Source organism: Klebsiella sp. BIGb0399, from assembly GCF_003752615.1.
Lineage (GTDB): Bacteria > Pseudomonadota > Gammaproteobacteria > Enterobacterales > Enterobacteriaceae > Klebsiella > Klebsiella lignicola.
The window spans coordinates 342,485-363,709 of the sequence record NZ_RKHT01000007.1; the positions used below are offsets into that span (position 1 = coordinate 342,485).

The 21,225-nt window shown below is 51.7% G+C and carries 25 protein-coding genes and 1 tRNA gene; 15 read left to right on the top strand and 11 right to left on the bottom strand.

From position 1 onward, the window contains the following. Window positions 1-23 precede the first annotated feature (23 nt). From EDF82_RS16225 to EDF82_RS16235, 3 genes are all read right to left on the bottom strand, one after another. Window positions 24-383: a copper resistance protein gene (locus tag EDF82_RS16225; RefSeq protein ID WP_123756555.1), complete on the bottom strand. Its 360-nt coding sequence runs from the start codon at window positions 381-383 to the stop codon at window positions 24-26. 134 nt (window positions 384-517) lie between these two features. Further along, entirely contained in the window at window positions 518-1,951 is a 1,434-nt protein-coding gene (bglA, locus tag EDF82_RS16230) for a 6-phospho-beta-glucosidase BglA (RefSeq protein ID WP_123756556.1), read from the bottom strand. A gap of 119 nt (window positions 1,952-2,070) precedes the next feature. Further along, the gene (locus EDF82_RS16235) at window positions 2,071-2,799 is read right to left on the bottom strand and encodes a MurR/RpiR family transcriptional regulator (RefSeq protein ID WP_123756557.1); all 729 of its coding nucleotides are present in this window, start codon (window positions 2,797-2,799) and stop codon (window positions 2,071-2,073) included. A gap of 49 nt (window positions 2,800-2,848) precedes the next feature. On the opposite strand from EDF82_RS16235, the gene yqfB reads away from it, so the two are divergent. Continuing rightward, the gene (yqfB, locus tag EDF82_RS16240; RefSeq protein WP_123756558.1) at window positions 2,849-3,160 is read left to right on the top strand and encodes a N(4)-acetylcytidine aminohydrolase; all 312 of its coding nucleotides are present in this window, start codon (window positions 2,849-2,851) and stop codon (window positions 3,158-3,160) included. Window positions 3,161-3,322: 162 nt separating this feature from the next. Further along, entirely contained in the window at window positions 3,323-3,982 is a 660-nt protein-coding gene (locus EDF82_RS16245; protein WP_123756936.1) for a hemolysin III family protein, read from the top strand. Between the two features lie 68 nt (window positions 3,983-4,050). On the opposite strand, the gene ygfZ is transcribed toward EDF82_RS16245, so the two are convergent. Continuing rightward, window positions 4,051-5,034 carry a tRNA-modifying protein YgfZ gene (gene ygfZ, locus EDF82_RS16250; protein ID WP_123756559.1) on the bottom strand — a complete coding sequence of 328 codons (984 nt, stop codon included), beginning with the start codon at window positions 5,032-5,034 and terminating at the stop codon, window positions 4,051-4,053. Between the two features lie 294 nt (window positions 5,035-5,328). Between ygfZ and sdhE the strand changes: the two genes are divergently transcribed. Together sdhE and EDF82_RS16260 are read left to right on the top strand one after the other, a co-directional pair. Further along, window positions 5,329-5,595, top strand: coding sequence for an FAD assembly factor SdhE (gene sdhE, locus EDF82_RS16255; protein WP_123756560.1), 267 nt, complete (start codon window positions 5,329-5,331; stop codon window positions 5,593-5,595). Then, window positions 5,576-5,986, top strand: a complete 411-nt coding sequence (locus tag EDF82_RS16260; RefSeq protein WP_123756561.1) for a protein YgfX — start codon at window positions 5,576-5,578, stop codon at window positions 5,984-5,986. Before sdhE ends, EDF82_RS16260 begins: the two co-directional genes overlap by 20 nt. Window positions 5,987-5,993: 7 nt before the next feature. On the opposite strand, the gene fldB is transcribed toward EDF82_RS16260, so the two are convergent. Then, the gene (gene fldB / locus EDF82_RS16265; RefSeq protein ID WP_123756562.1) at window positions 5,994-6,515 is read right to left on the bottom strand and encodes a flavodoxin FldB; all 522 of its coding nucleotides are present in this window, start codon (window positions 6,513-6,515) and stop codon (window positions 5,994-5,996) included. A 176-nt stretch (window positions 6,516-6,691) separates the two neighbouring features. Between fldB and xerD the strand changes: the two genes are divergently transcribed. From xerD to lysS, 5 genes are all read left to right on the top strand, one after another. Continuing rightward, the gene (gene xerD / locus EDF82_RS16270; RefSeq protein WP_123756563.1) at window positions 6,692-7,588 is read left to right on the top strand and encodes a site-specific tyrosine recombinase XerD; all 897 of its coding nucleotides are present in this window, start codon (window positions 6,692-6,694) and stop codon (window positions 7,586-7,588) included. A gap of 23 nt (window positions 7,589-7,611) precedes the next feature. Next, the gene (gene dsbC, locus EDF82_RS16275) at window positions 7,612-8,325 is read left to right on the top strand and encodes a bifunctional protein-disulfide isomerase/oxidoreductase DsbC (protein ID WP_123756564.1); all 714 of its coding nucleotides are present in this window, start codon (window positions 7,612-7,614) and stop codon (window positions 8,323-8,325) included. Window positions 8,326-8,330: 5 nt separating this feature from the next. Continuing rightward, window positions 8,331-10,064 (top strand): single-stranded-DNA-specific exonuclease RecJ, encoded by a 1,734-nt coding sequence (recJ, locus tag EDF82_RS16280; protein WP_123756565.1) that lies wholly within the window; start codon window positions 8,331-8,333, stop codon window positions 10,062-10,064. Window positions 10,065-10,186: 122 nt separating this feature from the next. Further along, window positions 10,187-11,285 (top strand): peptide chain release factor 2 gene (gene prfB / locus EDF82_RS16285; RefSeq protein ID WP_123756566.1). Its coding sequence is split into 2 segments (ribosomal slippage): window positions 10,187-10,261 and window positions 10,263-11,285, totalling 1,098 coding nucleotides; the frame shifts between segments, so codons are not numbered across the junction. 9 nt (window positions 11,286-11,294) lie between these two features. Continuing rightward, window positions 11,295-12,812, top strand: a complete 1,518-nt coding sequence (gene lysS, locus EDF82_RS16290) for a lysine--tRNA ligase (RefSeq protein ID WP_123756567.1) — start codon at window positions 11,295-11,297, stop codon at window positions 12,810-12,812. Window positions 12,813-12,903: 91 nt separating this feature from the next. Here the strand turns inward: lysS and idi are convergent, their stop codons facing one another. After that, window positions 12,904-13,455, bottom strand: coding sequence for an isopentenyl-diphosphate Delta-isomerase (gene idi / locus EDF82_RS16295; protein ID WP_123756568.1), 552 nt, complete (start codon window positions 13,453-13,455; stop codon window positions 12,904-12,906). 232 nt (window positions 13,456-13,687) lie between these two features. Here idi and actS point away from each other — a divergent pair, with 232 nt between their 5' ends. From actS to EDF82_RS16310, 3 genes are all read left to right on the top strand, one after another. Continuing rightward, window positions 13,688-14,410, top strand: coding sequence for an amidase activator ActS (gene actS, locus EDF82_RS16300; protein WP_123756569.1), 723 nt, complete (start codon window positions 13,688-13,690; stop codon window positions 14,408-14,410). A gap of 80 nt (window positions 14,411-14,490) precedes the next feature. Further along, window positions 14,491-14,564, top strand: a tRNA-Gly gene (locus tag EDF82_RS16305). A gap of 446 nt (window positions 14,565-15,010) precedes the next feature. Further along, window positions 15,011-15,421, top strand: a complete 411-nt coding sequence (locus EDF82_RS16310; RefSeq protein ID WP_123756570.1) for a hypothetical protein — start codon at window positions 15,011-15,013, stop codon at window positions 15,419-15,421. A gap of 18 nt (window positions 15,422-15,439) precedes the next feature. Here the strand turns inward: EDF82_RS16310 and EDF82_RS16315 are convergent, their stop codons facing one another. From EDF82_RS16315 to EDF82_RS16330, 3 genes are all read right to left on the bottom strand, one after another. Then, window positions 15,440-15,625 (bottom strand): hypothetical protein, encoded by a 186-nt coding sequence (locus EDF82_RS16315; protein ID WP_123756571.1) that lies wholly within the window; start codon window positions 15,623-15,625, stop codon window positions 15,440-15,442. Window positions 15,626-15,627: 2 nt separating this feature from the next. Further along, window positions 15,628-15,822, bottom strand: a complete 195-nt coding sequence (locus EDF82_RS16320; RefSeq protein WP_123756572.1) for a hypothetical protein — start codon at window positions 15,820-15,822, stop codon at window positions 15,628-15,630. A 263-nt stretch (window positions 15,823-16,085) separates the two neighbouring features. Further along, window positions 16,086-16,553 carry an HNH endonuclease gene (locus EDF82_RS16330; RefSeq protein WP_123756937.1) on the bottom strand — a complete coding sequence of 156 codons (468 nt, stop codon included), beginning with the start codon at window positions 16,551-16,553 and terminating at the stop codon, window positions 16,086-16,088. Window positions 16,554-17,250: 697 nt separating this feature from the next. Here EDF82_RS16330 and EDF82_RS16335 point away from each other — a divergent pair. Next, on the top strand, window positions 17,251-17,811 hold the full coding sequence (locus EDF82_RS16335) for a hypothetical protein (protein ID WP_148060399.1): 561 nt from the start codon (window positions 17,251-17,253) through the stop codon (window positions 17,809-17,811). 199 nt (window positions 17,812-18,010) lie between these two features. On the opposite strand, the gene EDF82_RS16340 is transcribed toward EDF82_RS16335, so the two are convergent. Together EDF82_RS16340 and EDF82_RS16345 are read right to left on the bottom strand one after the other, a co-directional pair. After that, window positions 18,011-18,490, bottom strand: a complete 480-nt coding sequence (locus EDF82_RS16340; RefSeq protein WP_123756574.1) for a hypothetical protein — start codon at window positions 18,488-18,490, stop codon at window positions 18,011-18,013. Further along, window positions 18,487-19,407 carry a hypothetical protein gene (locus EDF82_RS16345; protein WP_158613271.1) on the bottom strand — a complete coding sequence of 307 codons (921 nt, stop codon included), beginning with the start codon at window positions 19,405-19,407 and terminating at the stop codon, window positions 18,487-18,489. Before EDF82_RS16345 ends, EDF82_RS16340 begins: the two co-directional genes overlap by 4 nt. 562 nt (window positions 19,408-19,969) lie before the next feature. On the opposite strand from EDF82_RS16345, the gene EDF82_RS16350 reads away from it, so the two are divergent. Further along, window positions 19,970-20,482 (top strand): fimbrial protein, encoded by a 513-nt coding sequence (locus EDF82_RS16350; protein ID WP_123756576.1) that lies wholly within the window; start codon window positions 19,970-19,972, stop codon window positions 20,480-20,482. 94 nt (window positions 20,483-20,576) lie between these two features. Continuing rightward, window positions 20,577-21,176, top strand: a complete 600-nt coding sequence (locus EDF82_RS16355) for a fimbrial protein (RefSeq protein ID WP_227540135.1) — start codon at window positions 20,577-20,579, stop codon at window positions 21,174-21,176. Window positions 21,177-21,225: the final 49 nt, after the last annotated feature.

Here is a 21,225-nt window from a genome sequence, read left to right on the forward strand (position 1 = left end):
AACCTGAGTGTTCAGGAAATTGCTCATTCACGGAAAACGCACAATCGCAGATGCACCCGTAGCCGGGGAGGGGAGATAACGCGGGGAGGCCAGAGACGCTCGATGCGGGGCGGGATCGCCGCCAGCAGCGTCAGTAACAGCGCGACTGCCAGCAAGGCGCCTTCGAACAGCACCGGCGGCGACGCCAGCAGAGATTTCGCGCTCAGCTCGCAGGGCGTCACCGGCGCTTCCGCCGTATCTGGTCCCTGTTGGGCCGATTGCGTCACGGCCGCGGCGTTCATGACAAGCGCATGCAGCCCGGCCATACGCTGCGCGGTGCATACCAGCACCACCAGACAGGCAAGGGCTACAAGAAGAATGGCTTTTCGCTGTCGCTTAATCATTATCGCCTCAATAATTCACGAGGCTTATCTTATCGGGCGGGCAGGTTTTAGCAATGTTAAAGCTGTAAAGAAGTGTCTGTAAGACAGGGGATTTTCCTCTCCCCGGATGGGGAGAGGAGGCGTGCGAGGGACAATCAGAGCTTTTCGCCGTTGCTGGCGATGACGTCTTTGTACCAGTTGAAGCTTTTCTTGCGCGAGCGGGACATGTCGCCGGTACCGTCGTCATGCTTGTTGACGTAGATAAAGCCGTAGCGCTTGCTGTACTGCCCGGTGGTGAAGGAGACGCAGTCGATGCAGCCCCACGGGGTGTAGCCCATCAGATCGACGCCATCATAGGTGACCGCTTTGATCATCTCTTCCACGTGGGCGCGGAGATAGTCGATACGGTAGTCGTCGTTGATGCTGCCGTCTGCTTCGACTTTGTCGTAAGCGCCAAAGCCGTTTTCCACGATAAACAGCGGCTTCTGGTAGCGTTCATACAGTTCGCACAGCGCGTAGCGCAGGCCTACCGGGTCAATCTGCCAGCCCCAGTCGGACGCTTTCACGTGCGGGTTCGGCACGCTGCCTTCAAAGCCAGAGATCGCATCGCCGCTACCGCCTTCCGCTTTTACCGCGTTGGTCATGTAGTAGCTGAAGCCGAGGTAATCGCAGGTGCCTTCGCGGAGGATCTGTTCATCGCCGGCTTCCATCTTGATGTTGAAGCCGCGGCGTTCCCATTCGTTCAGGACGTAGCTCGGGTAGTAACCGCGCAGCTGTACGTCGGTAAAGACGTAGCGTTCACGCATGGATTCCTGAGCGAACATCACGTCTTCAGGTTTACAGGAGAACGGATAGAGCGCCACCATCGCCAGCATGCAGCCAACCTGCATCTGCGGGTTGATGCGCCGCGCCGCCTTCACCGCCAGGGCGCTGGCAACGAACTGGTGATGCAGCACCTGGTACATAGTCTCTTCCGGGTTTTCATGCTCGGTATAGACCACGCCGGAGCAGCAATAGCCGAACAGCGGCGCGCGCCAGTTACGCTGGTTGTTAATCTCGTTAAAGGTCATCCAGTATTTCACTTTGTGCTTATAGCGCTCGAACACCACTTCAGCGAAACGCACAAAGAAATCGACCACTTTACGGTTGGTCCAGCCACCGTACTGCTGCACCAGATGCAGCGGCATTTCAAAGTGGGAGAGGGTGATAACCGGCTCGATGTTGTATTTCAGCAGCTCATCAAACATGTCGTCATAGAACTTCAGCCCTTCTTCGTTGGGCTGGGTTTCATCGCCCAGCGGGAAGATACGGGTCCAGGCGATGGAGGTGCGGAAACATTTGAAGCCCATCTCGGCAAACAGTTTGATGTCTTCTTTATAGCGGCCATGGAAGTCGATGGCTTCGTGGTTCGGGTAGTATTTCCCGGCTTCCACTTCATGGGTGATTTCGCGCGGAACGCCGTGAGCGCCGCCGGTCAGTACGTCACAAATGCTTGGGCCTTTGCCGTCTTTATTCCAGCCGCCTTCCACCTGGTGCGCCGCTACTGCGCCGCCCCACAAAAAGTCTTTCGGTAAAGTGATTTTTTTCATCTTTGCTGATCTCATCAAATAGCATCTGATTTTTAGTCTAACAAAGGGAATATAAATGTCACGATATAACAATTCCCGTGACGTGGAATATGTTACATCGAAAAAACAGGGTGTTATTTTCAGACCAGTTTGCGGGCTAATTTACGTCCGAGGGATTCCAGAATATATATGACCGGAATTTGGGTGGTAATATCGTACACGCCGCCAATGCGGGTTTGCGGCACGTGCCAGGAGAGGTTGAAGTCCGCAAGCTTTGCCAGCCGCGAGTGTTCATGGCTGGTGACCGACATCACCTTGCAGTTGTGCAGGCTGAACTGGCTGGCGAAGCGCAGGATCTCTTCGGTTTCCCCGGAGACGGACAGGACGATCGCCAGCGCGTTACGGGCCATATCATTGGTTACCGGGAAATAAGGGTCGTCGATATGGTTGCTGAATTTTCCGACGTTAGAGAAAAAACGTGCGCCATATTTCGCGAGGGCGCCGGAGGTGCCTGCACCAACAAATATAATACGCTCTGAAGCCAGAATAATATCGACGGCGCGGTCGAGTAAATCATCAAATTCATCATTATTGACGCTTTTAAAAAAGCTCATGATTTCGCTGGCGCCGATATTTGCCTGTTGAGGCTCGTTCTGCTCGAGATATAATTTAAAGCGTACGCGAAACTCCGAGTATCCTTCACACTGCAGTTTGCGGCAAAAGCGCAGGACGGTCGTCGTGGAGACGCCGGAGGCTTCTGCCAGTTCGCGAATGGTCATGTACATCACCTTGTCACGATTTTTGATGACGTAGTGGTAGACCATCATCTCAAGATTATTGAGACTGGCGATCGCAGCGTGGGAGAACATGCTCACAGTAACAACTCACAATTCATAATGACCAGGAGGGAATTATATCATGCAGCCGAATGACATAACTTTTTTTCAACGCTTTCAGGACGACATCCTTGCCGGGCGGAAAACGATCACCATCCGCGATGCTGCCGAATCGCATTTTAAAACCGGGGATGTGCTGCGGGTTGGTCGCTATGAAGATGACGGCTATTTTTGTACGATTCAGGTGGTGGCAACCTCGACGGTTACGCTCGATACGCTGACAGAACGCCACGCGCAGCAGGAGAATATGACGCTGCCGCAGCTGCGCCAGGTGATCGGCGAGATCTACCCTGATGATGACCAGTTTTATGTTATTGAATTTCAAAAACTTTAACAAAACAGCGAACGAGTGTTAGGCGAAAAATTTAATTTAACTTGATGATTTTATTGAGTTCACAAAAATTCATCTTTTTATTTTAGCTAACAGGTGTTCACTGGAATCATTCTCAGTTACCCTAGATGTGCATTGAAAGCGTTCTTGTTTTCGGAGTCAAATATGGTTCGCAAGCCATTAATCACACAGGGTTATTCTTTGGCAGAGGAAATTGCCAACAGTATCAGCCATGGAATCGGGCTGGTGTTCGGTATCGTCGGTCTGGTGCTCCTGCTGGTTCAGGCGATAGACAGCAACGCCAGCGCCACGGCAATTACCAGCTACAGCCTGTATGGCGGCAGCATGATCATGCTGTTCCTCGCGTCCACGCTCTATCACGCGATCCCTCATCAGCGGGCTAAGCAGTGGCTGAAAAAATTCGACCACTGCGCCATCTATCTGCTGATTGCCGGGACCTATACCCCTTTTTTGCTGGTGGGGCTCAATTCGCCGCTCTCACGGGGCCTGATGATCGTCATCTGGAGCCTGGCGCTGCTGGGGATTTTGTTTAAGCTCACCATCGCGCATCGCTTCAAGATCCTCTCGCTGGTGACCTATCTGACGATGGGCTGGCTGTCATTAATCGTGGTGTATCAGCTGGCAATTAAGCTGGCGGCAGGTGGCGTCACGCTACTGGCGGTGGGCGGGGTCGTCTATTCGCTGGGGGTTATCTTCTACGTCTGCAAGCGCATCCCTTATAACCATGCTATCTGGCACGGCTTCGTGCTGGGCGGCAGCGTCTGTCATTTCCTGGCGATCTATTTGTACGTCGGCCAGGTGTAACGAAAACGCCGCGCCATCGGGAGAGCCCCGGCGGCGCGGCGGTTATCGGAACGGCAGGCCTGCGAGCCTTAACTCTCTTCTAACGAGTACGGCAGCGGAACGATGCTTAAGGTGCCGGCATCATCGCGGACGCGGAACACGCTGTCCGGCTCCATATCGTTATTCATCACTACCTGCACCAGCAGATGGCCATCATCCAGCTGAACTGCGGCCAGCACGGTGCCGGTCCGGCGCCAGTTGTCGCCCATCTTCAGCTCAAGATCTTCCCCGGCCTGCGGCACGCGGCTGGCTTTACCCGCCAGATACCACAGCGCACGCTTGTTGGCGCCGCGGAATTTAGCCCGCGCGACCATCTCCTGCCCGGTGTAGCAGCCTTTTTTAAAGCTGATGCCGCCCAGCGCCTGCAGGTTAGTGGCTTGCGGAATGAACTGCGCGCTGTTGGCGCTGTCAATGACCGGCAGGCCCGCTTCGATATTCAACGCCAGCCACTGCTGGCTGTTGTTCAGTTGGGCATCGCTGCGCAGCGCATCGGTGATGCGGGTGGCGGTTGCGACATCGGTCACCAGCAGGAAACGCTCTGCCGGATGCTCAAACCACAGCAGGCTGGTGGCGCCGTCGGTTACCAGCGGTTTGTCGCTGCCGGGCAGTTCGCTAAACAGCGGCGCGAGCGCGGCGCGGGCCTGGAAGCCGGCAACGCCCAGCAGGACGTGTTCATCGTCGGCGGCAATGGCGACTTTGGAGAATACCGCGTATTTTTTCAGTTCGGTCAGCTGCGCGTCGCGCAGGCTGCGGCGTTCGATCCAGGCATAGCCACCCTGGCGATGGAAGACTCGCAGGTTGCTCCACATCTTGCCCTTGGCATCACAGTGCGCGGCAAGCAGGTGCCGATCGTCGGTCAGCGCGCTGACATCGGCGGTAATCTGTCCCTGAAGATACTTCTCGGCATCCTGACCAGTTATCGTCGACAGCGCCCAGTCATCCAGCGTCATCAGCGTTAACGGCAGACGGGCGGAAGCGGAAGGCTGGCGCGGGGGAAAAGGTGTAAAAGCCATAGTCATGTCCTGAATAGCTTAACGCAGAGTGAGTCACTAATGGTAAAAGAGCTATGGTGCAATGCAAGCGCTTTTGGCAGGCGATTTGTGCCTTGATGAGCTAAACGAACTGACAACGAAGGTAGATAAAACCATGGTTAATTTATGGTTTTTTGCGAGTGGCGTTCTCTGTTTGCGATATTGCTGTAAAGTAAGTGCAAAAAACGGGTTAAACTAACCTACTAATAACATTCATCAGGCCGCATCCCGCTAACTTGAAGAATGCACTGTGTATCTTTATGCTGGAAGGACAACATGGACATTACTAATAAAGCCCGTATCCACTGGGCATGCCGCCGGGGTATGCGCGAACTCGATATCTCTATCATGCCGTTTTTTGAGTATGAGTACGATACGCTCAGTGATGACGACAAGCTGCTGTTCATTCGTCTGTTAGAAAACGACGATCCGGATCTGTTCAACTGGCTGATGAACCATGGCGAACCGGCGGATGCGCAACTGCAACGGATGGTAAAATTAATCCAGACTCGGAATCGGGAACGTGGTCCTGTGGCAATCTGATTTACGCATCTCCTGGCGTTCGCAGTGGTTTTCACTGCTGCTTCACGGCATTGTGGCGGCGATAGTGCTGCTCATGCCCTGGCCGCTGAGCTACACACCGCTATGGCTGTTACTGCTGTCGCTGGTGGTGTTTGACTGCGTTCGCAGTCAGCGGCGGATCCACGCCTGTCGGGGAGAAATAAAACTGCTGACTGATTCGCGTCTGCGCTGGCAAAAAGCGGAATGGGAGATCGTCGGTACGCCCTGGGTGATTAACAGCGGAATGCTGCTGCGCCTGCGGGAGAGCGAAACGCGCCGCAGCCAGCATTTGTGGGTTGCGGCGGACAGTATGGACGAAAAAGAGTGGCGCGATTTGCGCCGGTTGGTATTACAAAACCCGGCGCAAGATTAAGAGCCAGTCAGGCGAACTGCTCAGCCATCTCGCCGAGGATTTGTTCGCACCAGTTCTGCAGGCGATCGTCGCTCATCTCATACTGGTTTGTTTCATCAAGCGCCAGGCCAACGAACAGCTGGCCATCGGCAATAATCGGTTTCTGGCTGGTGAATTCGTAGCCTTCCGTCGGCCAGTAACCGATAAACTTCACCCCTTTGGTGATCAGCTTATCGTGCAGCATGCCCAGCGCGTCGAGGAACCATTCGCCGTAACCCAGTTGGTCGCCCATGCCGTACATCGCCACAATTTTATCCTGCAGATCCAGGGTGTCTAACTGCTGCCAGATAGCGTCCCAGTCTTCCTGAATCTCGCCGAAATCCCATGTCGGAATGCCGAGGATCAGCACGTCATATTCTGTCATCAGGGCAGGGGAATCATCTTTCAGATTGTGCAGCGTCACCAGTTCCGGACCGATGATATCGCGAATCTTCTCCGCTGCCATTTCGGTGTAGCAGGTGCTGGAGCCGTAAAAAAGACCTATGTTCATGGGGTAAACATCTCAATTCATGCTGTGACTTTGCGCTTAGTTTATCAGAAAGGCACCGCCGGCCGCATACTTAAGGTTGTATGTTCAGCGTCTGAGAGCACCGCGCTGCCGTTTTTGCCCAGCAGGGCAACTAATTTGGGTATACTGGAGCCGTTTTAACGAGCAAAGAGGCCGATGTGGAACAGGATCTTGCACGAATCGAACAGTTTCTCGATGCGTTGTGGCTGGAGCGTAACCTTGCTGAAAATACGCTCAGCGCCTACCGACGGGATCTGACCATGGTGGTGGAATGGCTGCACCATCGCGCGTTGACCCTGATAAGCGTTAGCGGCGAAGACCTGCAGGCGCTGCTGGCTGAAAGACAAACCGGGGGCTATAAAGCCACCAGCACCGCGCGCTTGTTAAGCGCCGTGCGCCGCTTCTTTCAGCATCTGTATCGGGAAAAAGTCCGCCCGGACGATCCCAGCGCGTTGCTGGCGTCGCCGAAGCTGCCGCAGCGGTTACCGAAAGATCTGAGCGAAGCCCAGGTCGATCGTCTGCTGCAGGCGCCGTTGGTCGAACAGCCCTTAGAGTTACGCGATAAAGCGATGCTGGAGGTGCTGTACGCCACCGGTCTGCGCGTATCGGAGCTGGTTGGCCTGACGATGAGCGATATCAGCCTGCGTCAGGGGGTGCTGCGGGTGGTCGGTAAAGGGAATAAAGAACGGCTGGTTCCGCTTGGCGAAGAGGCGGTGCTGTGGGTGGAGAACTACCTGGAGTACGGGCGTCCCTGGCTGCTCAACGGCGTGGCTTCCGATGTGCTTTTCCCCAGCCAGCGCGCGCAGCAGATGACGCGCCAGACTTTCTGGCATCGGATTAAGCACTATGCCGTACTGGCGGGCATCGATAGCGCGAAGCTTTCGCCGCACGTGTTACGCCATGCGTTTGCCACGCACTTACTTAACCACGGCGCGGATTTGCGCGTGGTACAGATGCTATTAGGACATAGCGATCTCTCTACGACGCAGATCTACACCCACGTGGCGACCGAGCGTCTGAGACAACTTCATCAACAGCATCACCCACGGGCGTGAGTGCTGACTAAAAAGGACGATGTATGAAAAACGGTTTATTGATGTTCACTCTGCTGGCGGCAACGCTGTCCGGGGCCGCGCATGCTGACACGGCGGCCATCAAACAGTCATTGGCCAAGCTGGGTGTGCAGAGCACGGATATTCAGCCTTCCCCGGTTACCGGGATGAGCACCGTGCTGACCGACAGCGGCGTACTGTACGTGACCGATGACGGCAAACATGTCATCCAGGGGCCGATGTACGACGTCAGCGGCGCGCAGCCGCTTAACGTCACCAATGCGTTGCTGGTCGGCAAGCTGAACGCGCTGGAAAAAGAGATGATCATCTATAAAGCGCCACAGGAAAAACACGTGATCACCGTGTTCACCGATATCACCTGCGGCTACTGCCACAAGCTGCACGAAGAGATGAGCGACTATAACGCGCTGGGGATCACCGTGCGTTATCTGGCCTTCCCGCGTCAGGGGCTGCAAAGCCAGGCGGAGCAGGATATGAAAGCGATCTGGTGCGCGAAAGATCGCAACAAAGCGCTGGATGACGCCATGGCCGGCAAAGGCGTACAGGCCGCGAGCTGCAACGTTGATATCAGCAAGCACTACACGCTTGGCGTGCAGTTTGGCGTGAACGGGACACCGGCGATGGTGTTGAGCAACGGCTACGTGCTGCCGGGTTATCAGGGGCCGAAAGAGCTGAAAGCCTTCCTTGATGAGCATCAAAAACAGACAAGCGGTAAATAATTCGCGTGAAACCACAGATACAACTACGCCGCCGCGAGGCGGTTGACGGGGCTGATTTACCTGGCGACCTGCCACCGCTGTTGCAGCGTCTGTATAGCAGCCGCGGTGTGCTGCGCGCCCAGGAGCTGGAGCGCGGTGTCAAAGGCATGCTGCCATGGACGCAGCTGAACGGCATCGAGCGTGCGGTGGAGATGCTGTACAGCGCTTTCCAGCAAGAGTTGCATATCGTCGTGGTCGGCGATTTTGACGCCGATGGCGCCACCAGTACCGCGCTGAGCGTGCTGGCGCTGCGTGCGCTGGGCTACAGCAAGGTCTCCTACCTGGTACCGAACCGGTTTGAAGATGGCTACGGGTTAAGTCCTGAGGTTGTCGATCAGGCCCATGCGCGCGGCGCGCAGATGATTATGACCGTCGATAACGGGATTTCATCGCATGCCGGCGTCGATCACGCACACGCGCTGGGGATCCCGGTGGTGGTGACCGATCATCACCTACCGGGCGATACATTACCGGCGGCGGAAGCCATCGTGAACCCCAATTTGCGCGACTGCGAGTTCCCGTCGAAATCGCTGGCCGGCGTGGGCGTAGCGTTCTACCTGATGCTGGCATTGCGCACTTTCCTGCGTGATAAAAACTGGTTTGAAACTCGCGGGATTGCCGCCCCTAATCTGGCAGAACTGCTGGATCTGGTGGCCCTGGGAACGGTAGCGGACGTGGTGCCGCTGGATGCCAATAACCGGATCCTGACCTGGCAGGGGCTGAGCCGTATTCGGGCCGGCAAGTGCCGTCCGGGGATCAAGGCGCTGCTGGAGATCGCCAACCGCGATCCGCAAAAGCTGGCGGCCAGCGACCTGGGCTTTGCCCTGGGGCCGCGGCTGAACGCGGCAGGCAGGCTGGATGATATGTCGGTCGGCGTGGCGCTGCTGCTGTGCGATAACGTCGGCGACGCGCGGATGCTGGCCAACGAGCTGGATGCGCTAAACCAGACCCGCAAAGAGATTGAGCAGGGCATGCAGGCCGAGGCGCTGACGCTGTGCGAGCAGCTTGAGCGTAGCGGCGAAACCCTGCCCGGCGGGCTGGCGATGTATCACCCGCAGTGGCATCAGGGGGTGGTCGGTATTCTGGCGTCGCGCATTAAAGAGCGTTTTCATCGTCCGGTGATTGCCTTCGCACCAACCGGCGACGGGCTGTTAAAAGGGTCCGGTCGTTCCATTCAGGGGCTGCACATGCGCGATGCGCTTGAGCGTCTTGATACCCTCAATCCTGGGCTGATCCTGAAATTTGGCGGCCACGCCATGGCGGCGGGGCTGTCACTGGAAGAGGCGCGTTTTGCCGAGTTTCAGAAGTGCTTCGGCGATCTGGTTACCGAGTGGCTGGATCCGGCGCTGTTACAGGGTGAAGTGGTGTCCGACGGCCCGCTGGAGGCGGCGGAGATGAGCATGGAAGTGGCCCATATGCTGCGTGAAGCCGGCCCCTGGGGCCAGATGTTCCCGGAACCGCTGTTTGACGGCCGTTTCCGCCTGCTTCAACAACGGCTGGTGGGCGAGCGTCATCTGAAGGTGATGGTCGAACCGGTCGGCGGCGGCCCGCTGCTGGACGGTATTGCCTTCAACGTTGATACTTCGATGTGGCCGGATAACGGCGTGCGCGAAGTGACGCTGGCCTATAAGCTCGATATTAATGAGTTCCGTGGTAATCGTAGCCTGCAGCTTATCATCGACCATCTCTGGCCGGTCTGACGAAAAAGCCACCAATAAAGAGGCGCACTGAAGGGCGAAGTGTCTATAAAAGAGAGCGGGGATCCGGTACAATTCCGCTCTTATCACCGCATTTTGACGAATCCATTAAAAGAAAATCGACCATGTTTGAAATAAATCCGGTAAAAAACCGCATTCAGGACCTCACGGAGCGCTCTGACGTTCTCAGGGGGTATCTTTGACTACGATGCCAAGAAAGAGCGTCTGGAAGAAGTAAACGCCGAGCTGGAACAGCCGGACGTGTGGAACGAACCCGAGCGTGCACAGGCGCTGGGGAAAGAGCGTTCTTCACTGGAAGCCATCGTCGAGACGCTGGACCAGATGTCCCAGGGGCTGGAGGATGTCTCCGGGCTGCTGGAGCTGGCCGTTGAAGCCGACGACGAAGAGACCTTCAACGAAGCCGTTGCCGAACTGGACGTGCTGGAAGAGAAACTGGCGCAGCTTGAGTTCCGCCGTATGTTCTCCGGCGAATACGACAGCGCCGACTGCTACCTCGATATTCAGGCCGGTTCCGGCGGGACTGAAGCCCAGGACTGGGCCAGCATGCTGACGCGTATGTATCTGCGTTGGGCTGAAGCGCGCGGTTTTAAAACCGAGATTATCGAAGAGTCTGAAGGTGAAGTCGCGGGCATCAAATCCGTGACCATCAAGATTATTGGCGATTACGCCTACGGCTGGCTGAGAACGGAAACCGGCGTTCACCGCCTGGTGCGTAAGAGCCCGTTCGATTCCGGCGGCCGTCGCCACACCTCGTTCAGTTCCGCGTTTGTCTATCCGGAAGTGGATGACGACATTGATATCGAGATCAACCCGGCAGACCTGCGTATTGACGTTTACCGCGCTTCAGGTGCGGGTGGTCAGCACGTTAACCGTACGGAATCCGCGGTGCGTATTACCCACATTCCAAGCGGCTTAGTGACGCAGTGCCAGAACGACCGTTCACAGCACAAGAACAAAGACCAGGCCATGAAGCAGATGAAAGCCAAGCTTTATGAACTGGAAATGCAGAAGAAAAATGCCGAGAAGCAGGCGATGGAAGATACCAAATCCGACATCGGCTGGGGCAGCCAGATCCGCTCTTATGTGCTGGATGACTCCCGCATTAAAGATCTGCGCACCGGGGTGGAAACCCGCAATACTCAGGCCGTGCTCGACGGCAGCCTGGATCAATTTATCGAAGCAAGTTTGAAAGCAGGGTTATGAGGAACCAACATGTCTGAACAACAAGCACAGGGCGCTGACGCGGCAATTGACCTTAATAATGAACTGAAAAGCCGTCGTGAAAAGCTGGCTGCGCTGCGTGAGCAGGGTATCCCGTTCCCGAACGATTTCCGTCGTGACCATACCTCTGACCAACTGCACGCTGACTTCGATGCGAAAGAAAACGAAGAGCTGGAAGCGCTGAACGTTGAAGTCTCCGTTGCTGGCCGCATGATGACCCGTCGTATTATGGGTAAAGCCTCCTTCGTGACCCTGCAGGACGTTGGCGGCCGCATTCAGTTGTACGTGGCGCGTGACGATCTGGCAGAAGGCGTCTACAACGAGCAGTTCAAAAAATGGGACCTCGGTGACATCATCGCCGCCCGCGGTAAGCTGTTCAAAACCAAAACCGGTGAGCTTTCTATTCACTGCACCGAACTGCGTCTGCTGACCAAAGCCCTGCGCCCGCTGCCGGACAAATTCCACGGCCTGCAGGATCAGGAAGCCCGCTACCGTCAGCGTTATCTGGACCTGATCTCCAACGACGAATCGCGCAAAACCTTCAAAATTCGCTCCCAGATTCTGGCTGGTATCCGCCAGTTCATGGTTGGTCGCGACTTTATGGAAGTCGAAACCCCGATGATGCAGGTGATCCCTGGCGGCGCGTCTGCCCGTCCGTTCATCACCCATCACAACGCCCTGGATATGGACATGTACCTGCGTATCGCGCCGGAACTGTACCTGAAACGTCTGGTGGTTGGCGGCTTTGAGCGCGTGTTCGAAATCAACCGTAACTTCCGTAACGAAGGGATCTCCGTTCGCCACAATCCAGAGTTCACCATGATGGAACTCTATATGGCGTATGCGGATTATAAAGATCTGATCGAGCTGACCGAATCCCTGTTCCGTACTCTGGCGCAGGATATTCTGGGCAACACCGCGGTGCCTTATGGCGATCAGACCTTCGATTTCGGTAAGCCGTTTGAAAAACTGACCATGCGTGAAGCTATCAAGAAATACCGTCCGGAAACCGAGATGGCGGATCTGGATAACTTCGATTCTGCGAAAGCTATCGCACAGGCCATTGGTCTGCACGTCGAGAAGAGCTGGGGTCTGGGCCGTATCGTGACTGAGATCTTTGAAGAAGTGGCGGAAGCGCACCTGATTCAGCCGACCTTCATCACCGAATACCCGGCAGAAGTTTCTCCGCTGGCGCGTCGTAATGACGAGAACCCGGAAATCACCGACCGCTTTGAATTCTTCATCGGCGGGCGTGAGATCGGTAACGGCTTTAGCGAGCTGAACGATGCAGAAGACCAGGCGCAGCGCTTCCAGGACCAGGTGAATGCGAAAGCGGCCGGTGACGACGAAGCGATGTTCTACGACGAAGACTACGTGACCGCGCTGGAACACGGTCTGCCGCCGACGGCTGGCCTGGGTATTGGTATCGACCGTATGGTAATGCTGTTCACCAACAGCCACACCATCCGCGACGTGATCTTGTTCCCGGCTATGCGCCCGGTGAAATAAGACCGACCGCGAATAACCTAACCCCGGCTATCGATGCCGGGGTTTTTTTTTGGTCTTTATTTCCGGTGGGAATGTGTTTCCCGCTAGCGGGTCATCGCAAATGCGCGGCGTAGCTGCACAGCGCCTGGCGGGCATCCTGGTCATCCGCTTCAAGAACCATCCACGGGCTGTAGGCCCACGGCGTTAAGGCGAGCCCCTGCAGCAGATCGTCAAGGCTGCACCACTGATAATCCATCACCTCATCGGCATGGGGAGCGAGCGGGCTGGTGGTCGTGGCGGCATAAACCGGGCAGACTTCGTTTTCGACAATCCCGTTTGGGGCGACCGCGCGATAGCGGAACGCCGGGTGCACCGGCGTAATGTCGGTGATGGTCACGCCCAGCTCAAAAAGGCTGCGTCGCTGGACGGCCTGTTCAAACGTTTCGCCCTCCTGCGGGTGGCCGCAGACCGAGTTGGTCCAGACGCCTGGCCAGGCTTTCTTGCTCAGCGAACGACGCGTCACCAGTAGCTGCCCTTGCTGATTAAACAGCCAGCAGGAAAAGGCGAGGTGCAAAGGGGTATTGAGGGTATGGGCAGCATACTTTTCCTGCATGCCAACCGGATTATCCTGCTCATCGAGCAAAATGACATGTTCCCCGGTCATGACAACTCCTGATAGTAAAAATCAACTGGCATAAACGTGCCGGGATATGCAATCACGCACAGGGTAGCCGATAACGTCACGAAAGGCATTATCTAAACAAGCGGTAGGCAGGTGGTCAGCGCAGCGAGGAAACCGGGCATCACAAGCGTAGCGATTGGGGTTCTGCCTGTGGGCTGGTATGATAGTCATCCATAATGATGAGATGAGAGCTGTGTTGAGTGCAGGACGCCTGATGAGAAAACGCTTTTTTATCAATATGATGTTGGTTTGTAGCCTGGTGATTGCCGGGTGTTCCAGTTCATCTGATTCCGGTTCCGTCTATACCGTAAAACGCGGTGACACGCTGTACCGTATTTCCCGGACGACTGGCACCAGCATCAAAGATCTGGCCCGACTGAACAATATCTCTCCGCCGTATACCATTGAAGTTGGGCAGCGTCTGAAGCTGAACCCGGCTGCCGGAACCAGCTCCTCGAAGAGCCGTTCGTCCGCGAAGAGCAGCACGCGCACCGCCGCGAGCAAGCCGCCTGCGGCTTTACCACCAGTATCCTGGCCGCCGGTGGGGCAACGTTGCTGGCGCTGGCCGACCAGCGGGAAAGTTATTCTGCCTTATTCCTCAAGCGATGGCGGGAATAAAGGGATTGATATCGCCGGGACGCGTGGGCAGCCGGTGTACGCCTCCGGCGCTGGCAAAGTGGTGTATGTCGGCAACCAGCTGCGCGGTTACGGGAATCTGATCATGATTAAGCACAATGAAGATTACATTAGCGCCTACGCCCATAACGATAAGCTGATGGTCAATAACGGTCAGAGCGTGAAGATAGGGCAGCAGATTGCCACCATGGGCAGCACCGATGCTGACTCCGTGCGCCTGCATTTCCAGATTCGCTATCGGGCGACGGCTATCGATCCGCTACGCTATTTGCCGCCGCAGGGCAGCAAGCCTAAGTGCTAACCGGTTATTTTATCAGCAGTTAGTGTGGTTAAGTCTTGTAAGACGGTGCGTAAGGTCTATAATGGCCTACGCACCTCAAAGCGGGCGTAGTTCAATGGTAGAACGAGAGCTTCCCAAGCTCTATACGAGGGTTCGATTCCCTTCGCCCGCTCCAGATTTCTCTTCTCATGTCGAAACCTTAAAAACCTTCTCTATCAGTAAATTAAATAGTTACCTGTTTTAGCTGCCTATGGGTTCTACCGTTGTGATCCGCCCCTGGTAACTGTCACGCTAAGTTACATGGTGAGATGACAGTATAAGTCAGCGTTGGCGGCAGTTGCATCCTCACACCGCGACAGTAAAACGTGAAGAAAAAGCCCACCCTGGCATCGTTATGTCATCGACAGACTGATCACACGCATTTAAGCCCGATGTGCGGCCTTGTGGCTGCGTAAACAGGTGAATAGTGGTCATGCCCGGGTAGCTACAGATCCGGCTCTGCCAGCGTTCCGCTTGTCTTCTTACCACTAACAGGGCTTTATGACTTCTATCTTATTGAACGATAAATAACCATGACTATCCTTTCTTCGGGGCAAGTAGTTCTCAAATAAAAGGTGGCTTATGTTCGATAATCTAAGAGAAAGTTGGTTTGTTAGCAAAGTTGAAACACTCATTCAGGTTGAGATTAACAATCTTCCGTTATTGCTCAAAGTTCACACAGAAGGGCTGGCTCATGCCATGGTTATACATCAGTACAGGACAAGCGCATTTCCTTTTGAGGAGCATAACGGGCAGCGGTTTAATCCATACCTAGCGGCTTTCCAATCCGTTTTGAACTTTATCAATTCTTATAATCGTGAAGGGCTGATTATCATCAATGGCGAGGATTGTTTAGGTATGCTGAAAATAATCACGTTAAAATTTATGAAGAGGGTTGAGGAAATTTCCTTAAGTCCCGGAGAAGCAGCGTTTATAGATATGTTTTCGGGGCCATTGTTTCGCAAGATATTTCCTGAACTTTGTACTGAATAAAAAAAGGCGTTTTTATAATCACGCTGTCTTGATTAGTGTGGTAAGCCAAGACTTTTCTTGTTCTGACAAATCAAGTTTGTTGATGCGGGTTAAAAACGTATTGATAACCTGTATGTCAGAGTCAGTGATCCGCTTTAAGAGTTCTGGCGGGATACCCTTGCTAACAATCGCTTTACGATGGCTTTCGTAGTTTTTGTTACTCATCACTAATCCTCAAATGTCATTGTGTGACGGCATTGAGCGCTGGCAGTTACTTTTACTTGCTCGCTTTTAACTGCATTCTCATATAGGCAAATCTTACCATCAGATGTCTCGATTTTGTCACTAAGAATCAGAGTTATCTGTCCGGCAGTCGCCAGGGTTGGTAGTAGTGCCAGCGTCAGCGCAAGCAAGCGTTTCATGCGCGTGTCCCTTTCTTGATCCCCGTTGAGTACTTCGTTCTCAATGCGTCCACCTTAGCTTGTGTGAGCCCCAGGTAGGCGCGTATGTATTCGGTGAATCGGGCTTTACGCATGGCGATCTCCTCAGAGGACATAATCAGTATGTCGGAAGATCTCCAAAAGTGAATGGTTCGTTTTGCCGGGAGACTTACAAAACTTGTTGCTGTGCTTTACGCGGCAGCTAACGTATGAAGCAGCCGGAAGTTTCCTGTACTAGCGGGGGCCTATCTCCATTTAACCTCATCTTTGTTACTCTTACTCAGGTTGCATTCATTACACATGATTTGCAGATTGGAGAGCTCCAGGGCTAAATGCGGGTAAAGGGAACGAGGTTTAATATGGTCAACATGCATCACCATCCCATCACTTGCACCACGGCCACACACGCAGCATTTGTTTCCGTACTTTCTGAACGCCTGATAACGTAAACGCCGCCATTCCTTTGAGTTGTAGAACGTTCCTGCATTATTTTCTGCTTGCTGTCTTTGCTGCTGTTCACGCTGTATTTGTTCATATAATCCTACATATTCTTCTTCTTCCTCAAGGGAATGCCCCCAGACATCCTTCATTTGACTACTGTCGCAACGCTTCATTACCGGTATCATGTTATCTGGGTATAACCTGGCGGCCAGTTTCTTAAACAGTTTGAACAGTATCCATACTATAACTACCAGTACGACTAAACCTTCCACTTTGCATCTTCCCAGCATGTTAAATCAAATAAGTGTGGTGTAACGCTTCTGTCAGCACCAAATAGATGTGCATTATATACCTGACCGTAGGTCTCCGCGTAATTAAAAAGGGGCGTTGTACGCCCTGGAGTCTTAACTATTATCCTCTCCAGGCCCGTAGCCACATCACCAACAGATGTAACTGGCTTCCTGTCATAGCCGGTATTTGGACGGTTCTGCCGCTGTCTTTATGTTCTACATATTTGGGAATAGCTGGGAACACTCCATGCCGCAACCGGAGAACTGTCTCATATAAAGACAATGGAAAATATCTCATGATCGAGTTGGCCTGTAGATGCAATGTCATGCTTTAAAAAATCCCATCCAGAAAGTTATATAAACCCCCAGGCTGTGTTTGTAAGTTGTTGATTTAATGTAAATGAGACGCTTATAAAAATGAGGGGCTGACTGATTATAGAGCTAATAAAAACTAAGAACTGCTAATACTTTTGTTATAACTTGTTGATTTTCATCATTTTATTGTTAGTTAATATGATTTGATATTATTTAAGTTTTACTCATTTGAAGTGTTTTTATTTTTGAATTACTTTGGTCACCGAGTAACGCTAACGCCTGAAATAATATAATGTTCGAGCCAGTACTTTACTCATGCAAATTATTAATTATTGTGATTTTAACGCTTTGGCTGGAGTGCATTTTGAAAAAATCTCTGTATCTATATAGTGATGATTACTATTTTTCACTCGGCATACGGACGTTATGCGAAGAGCAAGGGGTGTTTTTTTATTCTTTGAATGATGATAGCGTTGACGCAAAATTAGTAATTAATGACCGCGATAACAATATTTTATTTATAGATGCTGAGGGTATATCACTCAAGCTGTTTGACTACCTTGTTAAAATTAGTAAATTCTTTGAGTGTAAATACATAGCCTTCGATCGCCTTGGTGGGTTAAATGACTGGGTAAAACAGTCTGCGGGTCGTTATATATCAAAAAAGTTTGATGATAACTATTTTGAACTGGTACTGCAAAATAAAGCCCAATCAAAGAAAGTGGATTTAACTCCGCAGGAAGTTATTTTATTGAATGCTCTGGCTAAAGGTAAGAAACCTGGGTTTTTTTCCAGTGTCAGAGGTTTGGATCAAAAAAGCCTGTATCAACGAAGAAAAAGAATTCTTGATAAATGTGGTTTTGAAAAACATACGCCAAGGAATGTGTTAAGTAGCTACTATTTATATCATATACAGTCGGCGTGATATCGATGACTACGGATATTAACATTTACCACAAAAATAACTGGGGAAAGGCTCAGGAGACAAGACGGCCCGGTTGCCTCCGGTGAGCATTACCACTGTACTCCGCTAGTGACGGGCAGCACTCATTGATGCTTTCCCGGCAGAATGAAGAATGTTGCATCTGACCGGGCATCAGGAAACGGAGCAATATTCTCGGGTTCTACATTTTTTTACAGTAAAATAATGGCATGTTGTGCAGGTAAATGACCGAGTTGTCATACTTGTCCGGTACAATTTTGAGAATTAATTCCTTTCCTGATTCATAATAGAAGGCAGGGTAATGAACATTGGTTTGGCTAGATTTTTGGCTGTCTGCACTGCTGAGATATTCAATGTTAGTATTCTTTAATATGTAAACGTCATCATTATTAATGAATGTGAATTTAATTGCTCTGCTTATGGTAATTTGTTCATTTTTTTCCATTGCAAGTCCGTGTATTGTCACTTCACCTTTGTTTTCACTGAATGTGAAGCCGTAGTTTGCGTCTGCTTTGAAATCATCGTGGATTAATATTTGTCTACTCTGACACTGTATTGTCCTGGTGTTTCGTGATGATGTTTGTAGCTTTAACGAAAGGGCTATCAAAAGGCACAGTGCCCCTGCAATGGCAACATTTTTATAAGTCAGTATAGGCTTCATGGCTTAACCTTAATGTCTTTCATTATTGTCAACGAACGGCAGTTCTGAGTATGCTCATCATAAGTGGTACAGCTGATGAAATTGATTCTGGTACCCATCGGGGATGCGGTAAAAAAAGTCTTTGACTGGCTGGTACAGGGGAGTCCTGATTTATCCATCAGGCCCTGTATTTCACTTAGTGAATGTTTGTTGTCTGCGGCATAAATGGCGCATTTTTTTGAGTTTAACTTTATATAATCTGAAAAAACCCCATCATTTTGCGCTGGCCAAAAGTACACAAAGATGGGTAAAAGAGTAACGGCCAGGGCCATGAACGGAGCCTGTTTGCGCCATTTCTTACTGGCTGTGTTGATGAACTCAGTGCGAGTGACCCCCTTGCTCTGATGGATATCGCGTACAAAGGGGAGTGGGCTTTCACGGCGGGTTGCTACGGTCGTCGCAACAGTAACGTCAACGGCGGCGTTGTTCTGCTCTGGTTCTGGCTGCGATTTTACTCTCAGGTCTGCTATCACGGCGCTGGCTGGTCGATGATATAAATCATCGCTTCCCTCTGCGCTAGCGCTCTCACTTAAATAAACACAGGACACCTTTATTTTTTTATTTATCCTAAGGCCGTTACGTGGAATGGTATCAATAATGTCAAACAAGCCAACGTTTTCCAGGTTCTTTCTGAGATGCAAAATAGACTGGTAATAGGCATTAGTGCTGACGCCAGATTTCCGTTTTTCTCCCCAGCCAAAATCTATCAACTCGTTCTGAGAGATAACTTCCCCCTGTTTTTTTAATAATTTTTCAAAACACATGCTCGCCGGGACCTGAAGTTTTATTTCCTTTCTATTCACACCGTCAATAATTAACCTTTTGGTGGGGATGAATATGATGTTTTCACCAATAACAAAGTAATCAATGTCGTCCATGTAATTATCCATTTAAAACAGCATGTTGTAGCTTAACAAAGGAGGTGTGACGCCGTTGAAACTGCTTTTATCGGGTCGGTCTGTCATTTATGAAAGAATAACAAATAAAAACTCACTACATTCTAATGGAAATTTTCTCTAATGTAACCCCTGATTTTTTCAGGAAACAATATGTTTTAGGGGTTTCACTATTCCGCTAGTTTGCATTTTTTGAGGGTTAAAATATCGCAGCGCTTGTTTCGCAGAACAGGTTGAGTGGGGAACAGCCATAGTTCATGGTGGAATAAATCGTCTAAAGAGTTAAAGAATATAATATCCAGTTATTGAGTGTGTTGGGTTTATACCATGGTGGATGTGAATGATGAATGATGAGTGTATGAATGAGGTGAAAGTTTTGGGCGTTATTTTATCACATTTGGCGTCAGGGTATTCAGTACGGTGATATTGCTGAAATGACTATAAGACGTAATTCACTGATGTGACCTTCCGATGCTTCCGGTGGGTCACACCAGTCAATTTAGGCTGGTTGATAACTTTCCATTATAGATATAAGGATTACAGGATGAAAACTACCGTTCTGGCTGCATCTGTTGCCGTTCTTTTTGCGTCTTTTGGTGCTCTGGCCGCTCAGGGAGCCGGTGTAGTTAATTTTAAAGGGACCGTTATTGATGCTCCTTGTGGTATTGACTCCCATGCAGCCGATCAATCTATCGATTTTGGTCAGATTTCCAAAAGCCACCTCGCTGCAGGCGGTACTTCTGACATAAAAGATCTGGATATCAAATTAGTTAACTGTGATATCAGCTCGGTTAAAAAAGGTGTGCAGGTGACCTTTAGTGGTGGCGTGGCCGGTGGCACGGCGGGTGAACTGGCAACTGCCGGTTCCACCAATACTGCCGTTGTGATTAACGGTTATGGCAGCAATATCGTTTACGGAACTCCAACTGGCGACATCCAACTGATTACTGGCGGCAATACTCTGCATTTCACTACCTGGGCTAAGCAGGCTACCGGTAAAACCGTAGCCGAAGGCGAATTTACCGCAGTGGCAAACTTTAGCCTTGCCTACGAGTAATCACCAATTATTACCGATATAACAAGCTAACAGGCCTGGCGGCTCCAGCTTGTGGCCGCCAGGTTGTTATCAACATTAAAAAAGGAGTCAGCTTGTGCACAAGGATTATTTTCATCTGAATCAGGTGGCTTGCTGCGTGCTTGTGATGCTGGCTCTGCATTTCAATATTTCGTTAGCCTCGTCGTCTTTAACGACCCCGGCAACTGCGCAAAATGAACAGGACGCAAGATACTGGCATGGACGAGCTACTTTTTCTGGTCAGGTCATTACCCCTGCTTGCACGTTAATGATGGAAGATGCCTGGCAGTCGGTTGAAATGGGGGGGACCCCGGTCCGGGATTTACAAATGGCATCCGTAGGGCCACGTAAACATTTCAAATTACGACTCCGCAACTGTGAGCTGGTGAGCACTGATGCTCAGAGCGCTATCGGCAGCGGTGCCAGAGTTATTTTTGAAGGAAATCGTGGAGAGACCGCGGAGCATTTTATGGTTTCTGGTCAGGCAACCGGTGTCGATCTGCAGATTTTTGATAGCGCGGGAGATATTGCCAGAGTAGGGGAAGCGTTACCGTTGCAGCAGCTATATGGCAAGAGCAATGAACTGGATTACACCCTGCGAATCATTCGCAATGGCAAGCCATTAAGCGCCGGAAATTATTATGCGGCACTACGTTTTCGTGTGGATTATGAATAACGGTGCGGCTGGAAAGTCTTATAGATAAATGCACTCAATATATATCGGT